Below are 14,456 nucleotides of genomic sequence, written 5' to 3'. Positions count from 1 at the left end.
GTGGTACGCGTACGCCGCACGCAAAAAAGGTACGGCGCACGGTGTTTAGATAAGCGAAACGTCCCGAAGGACGTTTCACATGACTACAAGCCGCTACCGATCAATAACGGTAGTGTTCCGGCTTGTACGGGCCTTCCTGGCTCACCGAGATGTAGTTCGCCTGCTCTTCGGTCAGCGTGGTCAGCTGGGCGTTGAGCTTCTTGAGCTGCAGGCGCGCCACTTTCTCGTCCAGCTTCTTCGGCAGCGTGTACACGCCCACCGGATACTGCGCGGTGTTCATGAACAGCTCGATCTGGGCGATGGTCTGGTTCGCGAACGACGAGCTCATCACGTACGACGGGTGGCCGGTGCCGCAACCCAGGTTCACCAGGCGGCCTTCGGCCAGCAGGATGATGCGCTTGCCATCAGGGAAGATGACGTGGTCGACTTGCGGCTTGATGTTGTCCCACTGGTACTTCTTGAGCGCGGCGACTTCGATTTCGTTGTCGAAGTGACCGATATTGCAGACGATCGCCTGGTCCTTCATCTTGAGCATGTGCTGCTCGGTGATGACGTGATAGTTGCCGGTGCAGGTGACGAAGATGTCGCCGTGTTCGGCGGCGTAGTCCATGGTCACGACGCGGTAGCCTTCCATCGCCGCCTGCAGTGCGCAGATCGGATCGATCTCGGTGACCCACACCTGCGCCGACAGCGCGCGCATGGCTTGGGCCGAACCTTTACCCACGTCGCCGTAGCCGGCGATGACGGCGATCTTGCCCGCGACCATCACGTCGGTGGCGCGCTTGATACCGTCGACCAGCGATTCGCGGCAGCCGTACAGGTTGTCGAACTTCGACTTGGTGACGGAATCGTTGACGTTGATCGCCGGGAAGGCCAGCTTGCCCTCTTGATGCATCTGGTACAGGCGGTGCACGCCGGTGGTGGTTTCTTCGGTCACGCCTTTGATTTCAGGCAGGCGCTTCGAGTACCACGACGGATCGCGCGCCAGGCGGCCCTTGATCGCGTTGAACAGGCAGATTTCTTCTTCCGAACCCGGCTTGTCCAGCACCGAGATGTCTTTCTCGGCGCGCACGCCCAGGTGCAGCAGCAGGGTCGCGTCGCCGCCGTCGTCCAGGATCATGTTGGCGTGGTTGTCACCTGGCCATTCGAAGATGCGGTGGGTGTATTCCCAGTACTCGTCCAGGGTCTCGCCCTTGATGGCGAACACCGGAGTGCCGACCGAGGCGATGGCCGCGGCGGCGTGGTCTTGCGTCGAGTAGATATTGCACGATGCCCAGCGCACGGTGGCGCCCAGGGCTTCCAGGGTGCGGATCAGGACCGCGGTCTGGATGGTCATGTGCAGCGAACCGGCGATGCGCGCGCCCTTCAGCGGCTGCGTCGCGGCGTATTCTTCGCGGATCGCCATCAGGCCCGGCATCTCGGTTTCGGCGATGCGGATTTCCTTCTCGCCCCAGGAAGCCAGGGAGATGTCGGCGACGATGTAGTCTTGGGAGTCTTTGAGTACGGCGCTCATCACGCCCTCCTTTCAATGTTTAGAAAAAAGTAACGTGAGCGCAGTTGCTTGGATATCCGAGCCTGGCAAAGAGGGACCTCTCTGTCGCAACGCTCCTCGGAACGGGGTAGTTTAGCACGCCTGGATGGCGGGGGGAATGCTTGTTGGATCGCGGGATGGCGCGTGGGGTCGGCGGCCATGCCGCCGCCCCACGGTCGTTGACGCTTATGCCAGGCCGGCAGCGGCGCGCAGTTCGGCCGCCTTGTCGGTGCGTTCCCAGCTGAATTCCGGCTCTTCGCGACCGAAGTGGCCATAGGCCGCGGTCTTGCAATAGATCGGGCGCAGCAGGTCGAGCATCTGGACGATGCCTTTTGGACGCAGGTCGAAGTGCTCGTTGACCAGGGCCGCGATTTTTTCGTCCGAAATCACGCCGGTGCCTTCGGTGTACACGGTGATGTTGATCGGACGCGCCACGCCGATCGCGTAGCTGACCTGCACCTGGCACTGGCGCGCCAGGCCGGCGGCGACGATGTTCTTGGCGACGTAGCGCGCGGCGTAGGCGGCCGAGCGGTCGACCTTGGACGGGTCTTTACCGGAGAACGCACCGCCGCCGTGCGGGGCTGCGCCGCCGTAGGTGTCGACGATGATCTTGCGGCCGGTCAGGCCGCAATCGCCCTGCGGACCGCCGATGACGAAGCGGCCGGTCGGGTTGACCAGGAAGCGGGTTTTATCCAGCCACTCGCGCGGCAGGGTCGGCTTGATGATCTCTTCGATGACGGCTTCTTCGATCTGCGAATGGGTGACGTCGGGGTGGTGCTGGGTCGACAGCACGACGGTGTCGACCGCGACCGGACGGCCGTCGACGTAGCGCAGGGTGACTTGCGATTTTGCATCCGGACGCAGCCATGGCAGGCGGCCATCCTTGCGCAGCTGCGACTGGCGCTCGACCAGGCGGTGCGAATAATAGATGGCGGCCGGCATCAGCTCTGGCGTTTCGTCGCAGGCATAGCCGAACATCAGGCCCTGGTCGCCCGCGCCTTGGTCCAGATCGATGCCGGCGCCTTCGTCCACGCCTTGCGCGATGTCGGGCGACTGCTTGTCATAGCAGACCATGACGGCGCAGCCCTTGTAATCGATGCCGAAATCGGTATTGTCGTAGCCGATGCGCTTGATGGTGTTGCGCGCCACCTGGATGTAGTCGACGTTGGCGTGCGTGGTGATCTCGCCGGCCAGCACCACCAGGCCGGTGTTGCACAGGGTTTCGGCGGCGACGCGCGCGGTCGGGTCTTGCTCGAGGATGGCGTCGAGGATGGCGTCGGAAATCTGGTCAGCGACCTTGTCCGGGTGGCCTTCGGAGACGGATTCGGAAGTGAAGAGGTAGTCGTTCGACATGTAGGCTCCAGTTACTGTTCACATGAATTGCCGCAGCAAACTGTTGCCTGCGACGCTTTAGCGACATTTATATTCCGCTTCGCAAGTTGTCTGTTAACTCGGCGGATCCAGCATAAAGTGGTATTTTACGCTTCCTTGGAATTTTGGTGTGGAAACGCACGCGCAAACGCAACGCGATCCGACACCCATCAATCGACATGTTAGTAGTCATTTTCCGTATCTTATCTATTTTCCCGTTGCCAGTCCTGCACGCCTTGGGCGCCGCGCTGGGCTGGCTGGTCTATTGGCTGTCGCCGTCGTACAAGCGCCGCCTGCGCGCCAACCTGGCCCAGGCCGGCTATGACGCGCACTGGAAACAGGCCGTGTCCGAGGCCGGCAAGGCCGCGATCGAGCTCGCCTTCGTGTGGTGCGCCAAACCGGAGCGGGTTGCCAGGCATGCCACGGTGGAAAACTGGGAACTGGTCCAGGAAAAACTCGACGCCGGCCGCGGCATTGTGTTCCTGACGCCACACCTGGGCTGCTTCGAAATGACGGCGCAGCAGATCGCGCTCAAGACGGCGTTGACGGTCATGTATCGTCCGCCGCGCAAGGACGCGCTGCGGCCGCTGGTCGAAGGCGCACGCGCGCGCCACAACCTGCACCTGGCGCCGGCCAACCTGTCCGGCGTGCGCATCCTGGCCAAGACCCTCAAGGGTGGCCAGCCGATCGGCTTGCTGCCCGACCAGGTGCCACAGGAAGGCGAAGGCGTGTGGGCGCCCTTCTTCGGCCGCAACGCCTATACGATGACCCTGCCGGCCAAGCTGGCCCAGCTGGGCAAGGCCGACATCCTGCTGGTGTACGCCGAGCGGCGCCCGCACGGCGCCGGTTACATCGTGCGCTTCGTGCCGTTCGACGGTGACCTGAGCGGCAGCGCCGCCGAGCAGGCGGCGGCGATCAACCGCGCCATGGAGCAGCTGATCGCGCGTGCGCCGAGTCAGTATTTCTGGAGCTATAACCGCTACAAGCAGCCGGAAGGCGTGGCCGGTCCGGAAAGCGAGGTCGCGGCATGAGGGTGTTGCTCGGAATCCTGTGGCTGCTGCATTTCCTGCCGCTGCCCATCCTCGGCCGCATCGGCGAATCGATCGGCAGCCTGATGTTCATGATCATGGGCCGGCGCCGCCACATCGCGCTGACCAATCTGCGCCTGACCATGCCCGAACTGGACGAGCGGGAACGGCGCCGCATCGCGCACCGGCACTTTCGCGCCTATGCGCGCAGCATCGTCGAGCGCTCGATCCTGTGGTGGGCGCCCGAGGAACGCGTGCGCAGCCTGATCCAGGTCGAGCCGGCGGTGCCGCAGGCCGAGATGGAAGCCGGCCCCACGATCCTGCTGTGCCCGCACTTCGTGTGCCTGGACGTGGCCGGCGTCGCCTCGCGCGTGATCCCGGTGTGCAGCATGTACGTGCCGCAAAAAAACGAAGCCTTCGACCGCCTGCTGCGCCACGGCCGCGAACGCTACGGCCCGGTGCGCCTGGTGACGCGCAAGGAAGGCATCAAGCCGATCCTGCGCGCGCTGCGCGACGGCCTGCCCTACTTCATGCTGCCGGACATGGATTTCGGCGAAAAGGATGCCGAATTCGTGCCCTTCTTCGGCGTGCAGGCCGCGACCCTGACCGCGCTGGGGCGCATCGCCGCCACCACCGGCGCCAAGGTGATCCCGGTGATCGCGACCTATCTGCCGAACTACCAGGGCTGGCGCGTGCGCTTCTACCCTGCATGGGAAAACTACCCGGGCGACGACATGGTCGAAGCGACCCGCCGCATGAACGCCTTCATCGAAGAGCGCGTGCGCGAAGCGCCGGAGCAATATTTCTGGACCCACAAGCGCTTCAAGACCCGTCCCCCGGGTGAACCTTCGCTGTATGATTAATTTATGAAACTGAAATTCACCAAGATGCACGGCGCGGGCAACGACTTTGTCGTGATCGACGCCATCAACCAGAAGATCGACGTCGACGGCATGAGCGCCGACGGGTGGCAGCGCCTGGCCGACCGCCGCTTCGGCATCGGCGCCGACCAGATCCTGGTCGTCGAGCGCCCGGTCGACGCCGGCGTGGACTTCCGCTATCGCATCTTCAACAACGACGGCAGCGAAGTCGAGCAGTGCGGCAACGGTTCGCGCGCCTTCGTGCGTTTCGTGGTCGAGAAAGGCTTGACGCGGGAACGCAGCATCCGCGTGCAGACCATGTCGGGCGTCATCAACCCGCGCCTGGAAGACGACGGCAACGTGACGGTGGACATGGGCGCTCCGCGCCTCGATCCGGCCGAGGTGCCGTTCGACAGCGCCGGCCTGGACGGCAAGCCCGAAGGCGAGGACACGCTGTGGCCGTTGCCGGTCGGCGGCGAGGCCACGCAGATCTCGGTGGTCTCGATGGGCAATCCGCATGCGGTGCAGGTGGTGCACAACGTCGACACGGCGCTGGTGGAGCAGACCGGCCTGCTGATCGAACACCATGAGCGCTTTCCGAAACGCGTCAACGCCGGCTATATGCAGGTGGTCGATCGCCATCATATTCGCCTGCGCGTGCATGAACGCGGGGCCGGCGAGACGCTGGCCTGCGGTACCGGCGCCTGCGCGGCGGTGGTCGCCGGCATCCGGCGCGGCCTGCTCGATTCGCCGGTGCGCGTGTCCGCCCGCGGCGGCGAGCTCAGCATCGCTTGGGCGGGAGCGGGCCAGCCGGTCTACCTCAGCGGACCGGCGGTGTCGGTGTTCGAGGGCGAAGTCGAGATCTGACGCCGCCGTCACCACGTCCAGGGCGCCGTTGGCGCCCTTTCCATTCGCAGTCCTGTCTGTTTTCAGGCCGCCAGCTCGATGTCGGCGCCGCCGTCGGCGTCGTTGCCGGGGATCGCCACATTGAGCAGGGTGCGCAGCCGGTACAGGCGCTGCCGATAATTTCCTTCCGGCCCAGCCGGACCGCAGTCGACCTGCTCGAACAGGCGCACGATGCGATCCAGCGCCTCGCGTTCCTGCGCCGATTCCACCATCACCAGTCGCCGCTTGCTGCGCCCGTAACTGGCGCGGATGTCGATGACGAGGCAATGGCCCTGGTCGGCGGCCCCCACGTCCAGCAGCAGCGCCTCGGCGCGCGACAGGCCGAACAGCGCCGCCAGCTCGATGCGCGCGGCCAGCAAGGGATGCGCCGCCAGCGCGTCGGTGTGGCTGGCCAGCAGCCGCCCGGTTTCGGTGTACGGCGCGGCCGTGGCGCGCGGCGCGATCTTGCGCAGCAGCTCGACGGCTTCGTGCGAGCCCTGGGCCGCCGCCTTCTGCAGCCAGTACACGGCGCGCACGTCGTTGTTCTCGTTCTCGCGGCGCGCGCGCCAGGCGTTGTGGCCGCATTCGAGCTGGGCGTCGCGATACCCCATCTCGGCGGCCCGCTGCAGGTAGCGCTGGGCATCGGCCACGTTACGCTGCGAAAACTCGGGCTTGATATAGATGCGCGACAGCGCATACCAGGCCTCGGCCAGGCCCTGCTCTCCGGCCAGGTTCAGCCACCGGATCGCTTTCTTGAAGTTGGCGACATGCGCGTTCGCGACATGCGCGTTGGCGACATGCGCGTTGGCGACATGCGCGTTCGCGACATGCGCATCCGCGACCTGGCCATTGCTGCAACGCCTGCCATCGACCCGCATGCGCGCACAGCGCAGGCCCAGCGCCAGCTGTGCATGGGCGTCATGCTCGGCCGCGGCCAGCTCCCAGAACACGGCCGGTTCGCCCGGTTGGCAGCGCGCCGCCGCCGCGCCGGCGTCCAGCGCCTGCAGGCCGCTGACGCCATCGAGGGCCGGGTCGATCAGGCGCGCACAACGCGACAGCAGGGTGATCTCGTCGGGGGCGAAACGACGCATTTCTCCTTGTTCGCCGCGCTCGCTGACCAGCGCGCGCGCCTGCGGCAGTGCGCGCTCGAGGTAGTCGTCCCAGCGGCGCGCCGTCCATGCCTCGTCGAGCGCGGCGTACTGCGCCACGCCGGCGCCTGGCGGACGCGGCGACCGTTCCTGGCCGGACTCGGACACCGGCGGGCGCGCCGGCGGACGCCCGGCGGCGCCGGCCGCGGACGCCGGCTGCGCCGCGCCGCTCGGCGGCGCCGCCCGCGTACCGGGCTGGGCCGCGGGCTGCCTGCCCTGCCGCTGCGACAGCAACCATTGCGCGTGCGGGAAGCCGGCGCGCGCCGCGTCCTCGAGCGCCCGCACGGCCTTCGGATGCTGCTGGGATGGCGCTGCCGCCGGATCGAGCACCAGCTGGGCGAACACCAGGCCGGCATGCAGGCTGCCGTCGTCATAGGCGCGCTCGTACCACTGGGCGACGGCGCCGGCGTTATGTTGGGCAAGCTCAAGAGGAATATGGTTACCGATCAACTGCCAGGCAGGTGGACAGTCTTGTCGAGCCGCACGTTCAAGCCAGTGGAGCGCCGTCGGCAGGCTCTGCGGGAGTCCGGCGCTGCCGAACAAATACAGCTTGCCCAGCTCCAGCTGGGCCGCCACCTGCCCGGCGCGGGCGTTGCGAATGATCGCCAATTCTTCGCGGTTAGCCATCGTTGGAATACGTAAAAAAGTGAGTCGGCAACACGCAGCGGCGACGGCATCACGGCCGTCCGGCCCCATGGCGCAAGCCGGCCTGGCGAGGTTGCCAATATACAAGGTATTGACAGGGCCTGTCGCCGCTCATGCAAATTTGGCCAAAGTCTAAGCCGCTGCAGCCGGCGATTCGATTCGATTCCGGGGTGAGTTGACGGGGCGCAAAGCTGGTTCAAGCGGATGAAACCGGCCACCCTGGCCGCACGACATCAACGCATGCTCGCGCTCGCTTCATGGATGAACGCTGCGGTCCCTTTTCCCGGACGCAAAAACCGCCGGCTTTGTGTCATGCATCAGGCATACGTTTCAAAAATACAACAGCACGATTGGATTTATTAGCGATCTACCAAGCGCGCCACTGATAATTGACCAAATAGCCAGCCCTGAAGTTTGAAACAATCAAGGTGACCCGAGCGGCCGGCCTCGACGTTCTGCATGCGCTCACCTCGATCCTGGGAACACCGATAATGAAGAAATCTCTCCTGGCCGTCGCACTGTTTGGCGCTTGCGCCGGCGCGGCCCATGCGCAGACGTCGGTGCAGCTCTACGGCAATGTCGATGCCGGCATCGTCAAGCGCAGTGGCGAGAACGTCAGCATCGGCAAGCGCGCCGCCAACACCCTCGGCATCCGCGGCACCGAAGACCTGGGCAATGGTTTCAAAGCGCTGTTCCACCTTGAAATGCGTTACGAGCCGGATACCGGCAGCAGCGAGATCGGTCCCGACGGCAATCAGCGCCAGCTGTTCCAGGGCCAGAGCCGGGTCGGCCTGCAAGGCGACTTCGGCATGCTGCGCATCGGCCGCGGCCTGACCCCGTTCCATGAAACCATCGGCAACTTCGAACCCTTTCATGCGATCCCGACCGCGGGCGGCTTCTATACCGACCTGAGCGTCGCCGGCTACAGCTCGCAGCCGCTCGACCCGGTTGGCGCATCTGGCAACCGCTGGTCGAACGCCATCTGGTACAACTCACCGATCGTCAATGGCTTCCAGCTCAACACCGCGATCGCGACCAGGGAAAACAATGGCGGCGTCGCCGTGATCGGCCGCGGCAGCGCCGGCGCGCCGCAGTATCCGGTCGGCGCCGAAGCCTCGGCCAATCCGTTCTCGGTCTCGGCCACCTACAACAACGGCCCCGCCGCCCTGATGGCGGCCTACGAGCGCAACGCGATCGAGTCGAAGGTCTGGTCGGTCGGCGCCTCGGTCCAGGCAACCCCGGAACTCAAGCTCATGGGCACCTTTACCAGGCTGGACGAAGACCACACCCGCCTGTTCAACAACGATACCAGTTCATGGGTGCTGGGCGCCAACTACACGCTGGGCCCGGGCAGGTTCCTGGCCGGCTACGGGCAGAAGGACACCGATGGACTGGAGAAGGTCAGGCAGCTGTCGCTGGGCTATGAATACAGCCTGTCGAAGCGCACCTATCTGTACATCGACGCTTCGCGCAAAAAAGGCTTGCTGACCAATCCGGGCAACGTCAACCAGTACGACATCGGCATCCACCATTCGTTCTAGACGTTCTGGCTTGAGGCGACCTGGCGCAACCAGCGTTGTCCCTGTCGTCCATCATCCATGTAGTGTTTTCACAACGCCAATCTACCCTCGGCGTGTCCGCGAACGAGCGTTCTGTACAGTGCGCCATGGCAATGGCATATTGGTGGAGCGAGCTCAAGCATCGCGACAAGAAAATAATATGGAGACACGATGAAGAAAAGCCTGATCGCCGCCCTGCTCGGCGCTACGTTTGCATGCTCCGCCCTGGCCCAGACCAGCGTCCAGATCTACGGCATCGCCGATGCCGGCGTGATGTGGCAAAAAGGTGGACCGACCAAGATCTATAGTGGCGGCGCCGACGGCTCGCGCCTCGGCATCCGGGGTAGCGAAGACCTGGGCAATGGCTACAAGGCCATCTTCAACCTCGAAGCCCGCGTCGAACTCGATAACGGCTCGCAGCAGCCGGCCCTGATGAACGACAATCCGGGCGTCTACCTGCTGCGCGGCATGGACCAGATCCCGCAAGCCATCCGCGACCGCCTGCAGGCGGCGATCCAGCCGCCGGGCGCGCCGGCCGTCAATCAGGAAAAAGCCCTGTTCGACCGCACCGCGATGGTCGGCCTGATCACGCCGATCGGCGCCGTCATGCTGGGCCGCATGTACACCCCGGGCTACGAAGTGTTCAACATGGCCGACGCCTTCGAATCGGGCACCGCCGGCACCTGGGGCCACGTCACCGGCGGCACCGCCGGCTTCACCGCGCTGGGCGCCGACATCCGCTCGCAGGAAGCGATCCAGTACCGCATCGCCCTGCCGAACGGCCTGGGCGGCTCGGTCATGTATGGCGCCCGCAATTCCGGCTACCTCGGCCGCTATTACAAATTCCGCGCCGGCGCCGTCACCTATAAGGCCAACGGCTTCGACGTCGGCATCGGTTACAACCACGGCTACGACATGCAGAACCGGCCGAGCCTGCGCACCCTGACGGTCGGCGGTTCCTACACGCTGAACGACAGCTGGAAATTCTTCGCCGGCTTCCACAGCCAGCGCAACCAGAATTCGGCGCTGCTGCCGGATTACCTGGCTGGCTGGAACCAGGCCGTGGTGCCGGCGCTGGTGGCGCAAGGCGTCCCGCAGGCGACCCAGGCCGCCCTGCTCAGGATCTTCCAGACCAATATCACCGCCAACACCCAACAGGACGCGAACAGCTACCAGGTCGGCGTCCACTATCGTGTCGGCAACGGCCGCATCGTGGCCTCGTACGCGCACCAGAACGACCGCCTGGCCTCCAACAGCGACGCCGACCTGTATGCGGTGGGCTACAACTACTACCTGTCCAAGCGCACCGACCTGTACACCGCGCTGGCCTTCATCAAGAACGACAACGAGGCGCAGTATGCGCCGGGCACCTCGGGCAATCCGGGCGGCTTCACCGAAGCGCCGGGCGCCGACGGCCGCGCCTTGCAGCTGGGCATCCGTCATCGTTTCTGACGCGGTCCGCGCAGGCATGCACACCGCGGCCACGGCCGCGGTTTTTTTTTGATCGCCGGATCAGCGCAGCGGCGCCGCGCTCGCTGCAGCAACCGGAGCAGCAACCGGCGCCAGCACCGGGTTGTCGCCGCGATTGCGCGCCGGCGCCTTGTGCACCATGGTGTAGGCGTAGTCGACGCCCATGCCGTAGGCGCCCGAATGCTCGGTGACGATCTTCATGACCGCGTCGTAGGTGTCGCGGTTCTTCCAGTCGCGCTGCCATTCCAGCAGCACCTGCTGCCAGGTCACCGGCACCACGCCGGCCTGCACCATGCGCTGCATGGCGAAGTCATGCGCATCCTTGGTGGTGCCGCCCGAGGCGTCGGCCACCATGTAGATCTCGTAATCTCCTTCCAGCATGGCGCACAGCGCAAAGGTGGTGTTGCACACCTCGGTCCACAGGCCGGCCACGATGACTTTCTTGCGGCCGTTGGCAGCCAGCGCATCGCGCACTTTCTGGTCGTCCCATGAATTCATCGAGGTGCGTTCGAGGATCGGCTTGCCCGGGAATACGTCAAGCAGCTCCGGATAGGTATGGCCCGAGAAGCTGTCGGTCTCGACCGAAGTGATGATGGTCGGGATATCGAAGACCGAGGCCGCCTTGGCCAGTCCGACGACATTGTTCTTCAGGGTCTGGCGGTCGATCGACTGCACGCCGAACGCCATCTGCGGCTGGTGGTCGATGATGATCAGCTGCGAGTTTTGCGGGGTCAGGACGTCGAGTTTCGGATTGTGCATGATGGTTCTCCCAGGTTGTGTATGTATAAACCATCGAACTGATCGACGCTGGATCGAGGCCTTCTGCCTGTTCCGTTGCTTCGTGTTCGATGCGATGGAGCCATTATGCGGTGCTGAAACGCCAAGGAAAAACGGAAAAAATATCAACATTTCATCGAAATTTTCGAACATCGATTTTGCCTCTATCCCATTGGCCGGGACGACCTGTCCCTGCTGCGGCAAGCCGCGTGGCAGGATGGCGCCGGCGGCATGTTTGTTCGCCGGCGCCATGCCTGGGTCGGGTAGAATGGGAGAATCATTTTCACGCCGGACCTCCCATCACATGAGCATCGCACCACTGGACGCCAACGCAGTCGCGCAATACCTGATCGATCATCCGCAATTTTTCCAGGAGCATGCCGGCCTGCTGGGCGAAGTGAAGCTCTCCAGCCCGCTGACCGGCCGCGCCGTGTCGCTGCAGGAGCGCCAGATGGAAGTGATGCGCGACAAATTCCGCGCGCTCGAGCTGCGCCTGTCGGAGCTGTCGCGCCGCGCCGAAGAAAATGCCGGCATCGCCAACCGTTTCCACGCCTGGACCCAGGCCCTGCTGGTGTCAAAGGGTGGCGCCGCCATGGCGCGCGACCTGGCCGACGGCCTGCGCACCCATTTCATCGTGCCGCAAGTCACCCTGCGCCTGTGGAATGTGGCGCCGGAGCATGCCGGCGAATGGTTCGCCCAGGGCGTGTCGGACGACGCGCGCATCTTCGCCAACAGCCTGCGCGCGCCATATTGCGGCCCGAACAACGATTTCGAGGCGGTGCGCTGGCTGGACGATGCGGAATCGATCCGCTCGACCGTCATGCTGCCGCTGGGCCAGCCGGGCCAGAGCTTCGGCCTGCTGGTGCTGGGCTCGCCCGATCCGGCGCGCTTCACGACCGCGATGTCGACCGATTTCCTGGTCCACATCGCCGCCACCTCGACCACCGCGCTGGCGCCGCTGCGCGCCTGAGCCAGCGGCCATGGACTGGGCCGCACGCTACCTGGCCGAGCTGGCTACCCAGCGCCAGCTGTCGCCGCACACGGTCGACGCCTACCGGCGCGACCTGGCCGAGCTGGCCGAACTGGCCGGCCACGCCGACTGGCCGCGGCTGACCCACTTCGATATCCGCCGCTACGCCGCCAGGCTGCATGCCGGCGGCCAGTCGGCGCGCACGATCGCGCGCAAGCTGTCCGGCTGGCGCGGTTTCTATGCCTGGCTGTCGAACCACACCCCGCTGGCCGCCAACCCGGTCGACGGCGTGCACGCCCCGAAACGCCCCAGGAGCCTGCCCAAGGCGCTGGCCGTCGACGATGCCGTGCAATTGATGGATGCAAATACGCGCGGCCACGCCGAACCTTTCGAGCTGTGCAACCGCGCCATGTTCGAGCTGCTGTATTCGAGCGGGCTGCGGGTATCGGAACTGGCCGGCCTCGATATCGCCTGGCAGGATGCGCGCGCCGGCCAGCCGGCCTCGCTCGGCTGGCTCGACCTGCAGGCCGGCGAAGTGGTGGTCACCGGCAAGGGCGGCAAGATGCGCCGGGTGCCGGTCGGCGGCCCGGCGCGCGAGGCGCTGGCGGCCTGGCTGGCGGTGCGTCCCGCCGCGCGCGACGGCAGCGCCGCCCTGTTCCTGTCGGCGCGCGACACCCGCATCTCGCCGCGCGTGGTGCAGAACCGGCTCAAGCAGCATGCGCTGCGCGCCGGCGCCCCGGTCCACGTGCATCCGCACGTGCTGCGCCACTCGTTCGCCTCGCACCTGCTGCAATCCTCGGGCGACCTGCGCGCGGTGCAGGAATTGCTCGGCCACGCCAGCATCACCTCGACCCAGATCTATACGGCACTCGATTTCCAGCACCTGTCGAAGGTGTATGACGCGGCCCATCCGCGCGCCAAGGCCAAGTAATCGCCTGACCGACGCAGGCGCGCCATTCTGGCCACATCCCCGGGTTGATGGTTTGAACTCGATCAAGCCCGGACACTGTTGATGGTGAGCTTGCAAGAATTGCGGCATAATCCCCCGGTTCTTTTGTCCAACCCCCAACACGAGTAGCGTACCAATGGACCTGATTCCCAGCACCATCCTGACCGGCTTCCTCGGCGCGGGCAAGACCACCCTGCTCAACCGTATCCTGCAGGAAGAGCACGGCATGCGCATCGCCGTCATCGAGAACGAATTCGGCCAGGAGAATATTGACAACGAAATCCTGGTGCAGGATTCGAGCGAGCAGATCGTCGAGATGAACAACGGCTGCATCTGCTGCACCGTGCGCGGCGACCTGATCGTGGCATTGACCAACCTGGCGCAAAAGCGCGCCGCCGGCGAAATCAGTTTCGACCGCGTGGTGATCGAAACCACCGGCCTGGCCAACCCCGGCCCGGTGGCCCAGACTTTCTTCGTCGACGAAGAAGTGGGCGCCAACTACCTGCTCGACGCCGTGGTGACCGTGGTCGACGCCCGCCATGCGATGGACCAGCTGACCCAGAACGAGGAAGCCCAGCGCCAGGTCGGTTTCGCCGACAAGATCCTGCTGTCCAAGACCGACCTGGTCGACGCCGCCGCCGTCGAGACCCTGAAGGCGCGCCTGCACCGTATCAATCCGCGCGCGCCGATCGCGACCAGCGACTTCGGCCGCGCGCCGATCTCGGACGTGCTCGACCTGCGCGGCTTCAACCTGAACGACAAGCTGGAACTGGATCCGGATTTCCTGAAGGTCGAGGAAGCCCATGACCATGATCACGACCACGATCACGCCCACTGCGGCCACGACCATGCGCATGGCGAAGCCTGCAATCACGACCACCACCACGGCCACCACACCGACGACATCGCCGCCTTCGTGTTCAAGAGCGAGCGCGCCTTCGACCCGGAACGCCTGGAACAATTCCTGGGCAGCCTGGTGCAAGTCTTCGGTCCGCAAATGCTGCGCTACAAAGGCGTGCTGCGGATGGAAGGCGTCGACCGCAAGGTGGTGTTCCAGGGCGTGCACCAGATCATGGGCAGCGACGTGGGACCGAAATGGGGCGAAAACGAGACGCCTGCCACCAAGATGGTCTTTATTGGTAAAAATTTACCAAAAGACGTATTTGTCCGCGGACTTGAACAATGTTTGGTATAAACTACATCGGTTTGACCGGCGTGTTAAGAGCCTATCCCGGTAGGTGGGGGGAAGCGCATGGCGATGCA

Annotated in this window: 12 protein-coding genes and 1 riboswitch; of the genes, 8 read left to right on the top strand and 4 right to left on the bottom strand. The window is 64.9% G+C overall.

What is annotated here, in order from left to right:
- Positions 1–100 precede the first annotated feature (100 nt).
- Entirely contained in the window at positions 101–1,513 is a 1,413-nt protein-coding gene (ahcY, locus tag KY496_RS19765; protein WP_005663692.1) for an adenosylhomocysteinase, read from the bottom strand.
- A 29-nt stretch (positions 1,514–1,542) separates the two neighbouring features.
- Positions 1,543–1,617, bottom strand: a riboswitch (S-adenosyl-L-homocysteine riboswitch).
- A 100-nt stretch (positions 1,618–1,717) separates the two neighbouring features.
- Positions 1,718–2,884 carry a methionine adenosyltransferase gene (metK, locus tag KY496_RS19760; protein ID WP_005663694.1) on the bottom strand — a complete coding sequence of 389 codons (1,167 nt, stop codon included), beginning with the start codon at positions 2,882–2,884 and terminating at the stop codon, positions 1,718–1,720.
- 146 nt (positions 2,885–3,030) lie between these two features.
- Here metK and KY496_RS19755 point away from each other — a divergent pair, with 146 nt between their 5' ends.
- From KY496_RS19755 to dapF, 3 genes are read left to right on the top strand one after another with little or no spacing between them, the layout of a single operon-like run.
- Positions 3,031–3,933, top strand: a complete 903-nt coding sequence (locus KY496_RS19755) for a lysophospholipid acyltransferase family protein (protein WP_219862067.1) — start codon at positions 3,031–3,033, stop codon at positions 3,931–3,933.
- On the top strand, positions 3,930–4,793 hold the full coding sequence (locus KY496_RS19750; protein ID WP_005663698.1) for a hypothetical protein: 864 nt from the start codon (positions 3,930–3,932) through the stop codon (positions 4,791–4,793). The genes KY496_RS19755 and KY496_RS19750 overlap by 4 nt, the downstream gene beginning before the upstream one ends.
- Positions 4,794–4,796: 3 nt before the next feature.
- Positions 4,797–5,657, top strand: coding sequence for a diaminopimelate epimerase (dapF, locus tag KY496_RS19745; protein WP_219862066.1), 861 nt, complete (start codon positions 4,797–4,799; stop codon positions 5,655–5,657).
- 62 nt (positions 5,658–5,719) lie between these two features.
- Here the strand turns inward: dapF and KY496_RS19740 are convergent, their stop codons facing one another.
- Positions 5,720–7,450 (bottom strand): SEL1-like repeat protein, encoded by a 1,731-nt coding sequence (locus tag KY496_RS19740; RefSeq protein WP_219862064.1) that lies wholly within the window; start codon positions 7,448–7,450, stop codon positions 5,720–5,722.
- A gap of 509 nt (positions 7,451–7,959) precedes the next feature.
- On the opposite strand from KY496_RS19740, the gene KY496_RS19735 reads away from it, so the two are divergent.
- Positions 7,960–9,009 carry a porin gene (locus KY496_RS19735; RefSeq protein WP_219862062.1) on the top strand — a complete coding sequence of 350 codons (1,050 nt, stop codon included), beginning with the start codon at positions 7,960–7,962 and terminating at the stop codon, positions 9,007–9,009.
- 189 nt (positions 9,010–9,198) lie between these two features.
- On the top strand, positions 9,199–10,479 hold the full coding sequence (locus KY496_RS19730) for a porin (RefSeq protein ID WP_005663709.1): 1,281 nt from the start codon (positions 9,199–9,201) through the stop codon (positions 10,477–10,479).
- A gap of 60 nt (positions 10,480–10,539) precedes the next feature.
- Here the strand turns inward: KY496_RS19730 and KY496_RS19725 are convergent, their stop codons facing one another.
- On the bottom strand, positions 10,540–11,256 hold the full coding sequence (locus KY496_RS19725) for a hydrolase (RefSeq protein ID WP_005663710.1): 717 nt from the start codon (positions 11,254–11,256) through the stop codon (positions 10,540–10,542).
- 322 nt (positions 11,257–11,578) lie between these two features.
- Between KY496_RS19725 and KY496_RS19720 the strand changes: the two genes are divergently transcribed.
- The 3 genes from KY496_RS19720 to KY496_RS19710 all read left to right on the top strand — a co-directional run bounded on the left by KY496_RS19720 (position 11,579) and on the right by KY496_RS19710 (position 14,388).
- Positions 11,579–12,244, top strand: coding sequence for a DUF484 family protein (locus KY496_RS19720; RefSeq protein WP_005663712.1), 666 nt, complete (start codon positions 11,579–11,581; stop codon positions 12,242–12,244).
- Positions 12,245–12,254: 10 nt separating this feature from the next.
- A complete protein-coding gene (xerC, locus tag KY496_RS19715) occupies positions 12,255–13,175 on the top strand; it encodes a tyrosine recombinase XerC (protein WP_219862060.1) in 921 nt (306 codons plus the stop codon).
- Between the two features lie 154 nt (positions 13,176–13,329).
- Complete coding sequence (locus tag KY496_RS19710) at positions 13,330–14,388, top strand: GTP-binding protein (RefSeq protein WP_071360807.1); 1,059 nt, start codon at positions 13,330–13,332, stop codon at positions 14,386–14,388.
- Positions 14,389–14,456 lie beyond the last annotated feature (68 nt).

It is taken from the genome of Massilia sp. NP310 (assembly GCF_019443485.1).
Taxonomy (GTDB): Bacteria; Pseudomonadota; Gammaproteobacteria; order Burkholderiales; family Burkholderiaceae_D; genus Telluria; species Telluria timonae.
The sequence above is the reverse complement of the archived record's forward strand: the minus strand, read 5'-3'. Positions and strand labels throughout refer to the sequence as shown.

What these genes read in the sequence shown, in the direction of transcription:
- ahcY (WP_005663692.1), bottom strand. Translation starts at nt 1,513, where the DNA reads ATGAGCGCCGTACTCAAAGACTCCCAAGACTACATCGTCGCCGACATC.
- metK (WP_005663694.1), bottom strand. Translation starts at nt 2,884, where the DNA reads ATGTCGAACGACTACCTCTTCACTTCCGAATCCGTCTCCGAAGGCCAC.
- KY496_RS19750 (WP_005663698.1), top strand. Translation starts at nt 3,930, where the DNA reads ATGAGGGTGTTGCTCGGAATCCTGTGGCTGCTGCATTTCCTGCCGCTG.
- dapF (WP_219862066.1), top strand. Translation starts at nt 4,797, where the DNA reads ATGAAACTGAAATTCACCAAGATGCACGGCGCGGGCAACGACTTTGTC.
- KY496_RS19740 (WP_219862064.1), bottom strand. Translation starts at nt 7,450, where the DNA reads ATGGCTAACCGCGAAGAATTGGCGATCATTCGCAACGCCCGCGCCGGG.
- KY496_RS19735 (WP_219862062.1), top strand. Translation starts at nt 7,960, where the DNA reads ATGAAGAAATCTCTCCTGGCCGTCGCACTGTTTGGCGCTTGCGCCGGC.
- KY496_RS19730 (WP_005663709.1), top strand. Translation starts at nt 9,199, where the DNA reads ATGAAGAAAAGCCTGATCGCCGCCCTGCTCGGCGCTACGTTTGCATGC.
- KY496_RS19725 (WP_005663710.1), bottom strand. Translation starts at nt 11,256, where the DNA reads ATGCACAATCCGAAACTCGACGTCCTGACCCCGCAAAACTCGCAGCTG.
- KY496_RS19720 (WP_005663712.1), top strand. Translation starts at nt 11,579, where the DNA reads ATGAGCATCGCACCACTGGACGCCAACGCAGTCGCGCAATACCTGATC.
- xerC (WP_219862060.1), top strand. Translation starts at nt 12,255, where the DNA reads ATGGACTGGGCCGCACGCTACCTGGCCGAGCTGGCTACCCAGCGCCAG.
- KY496_RS19710 (WP_071360807.1), top strand. Translation starts at nt 13,330, where the DNA reads ATGGACCTGATTCCCAGCACCATCCTGACCGGCTTCCTCGGCGCGGGC.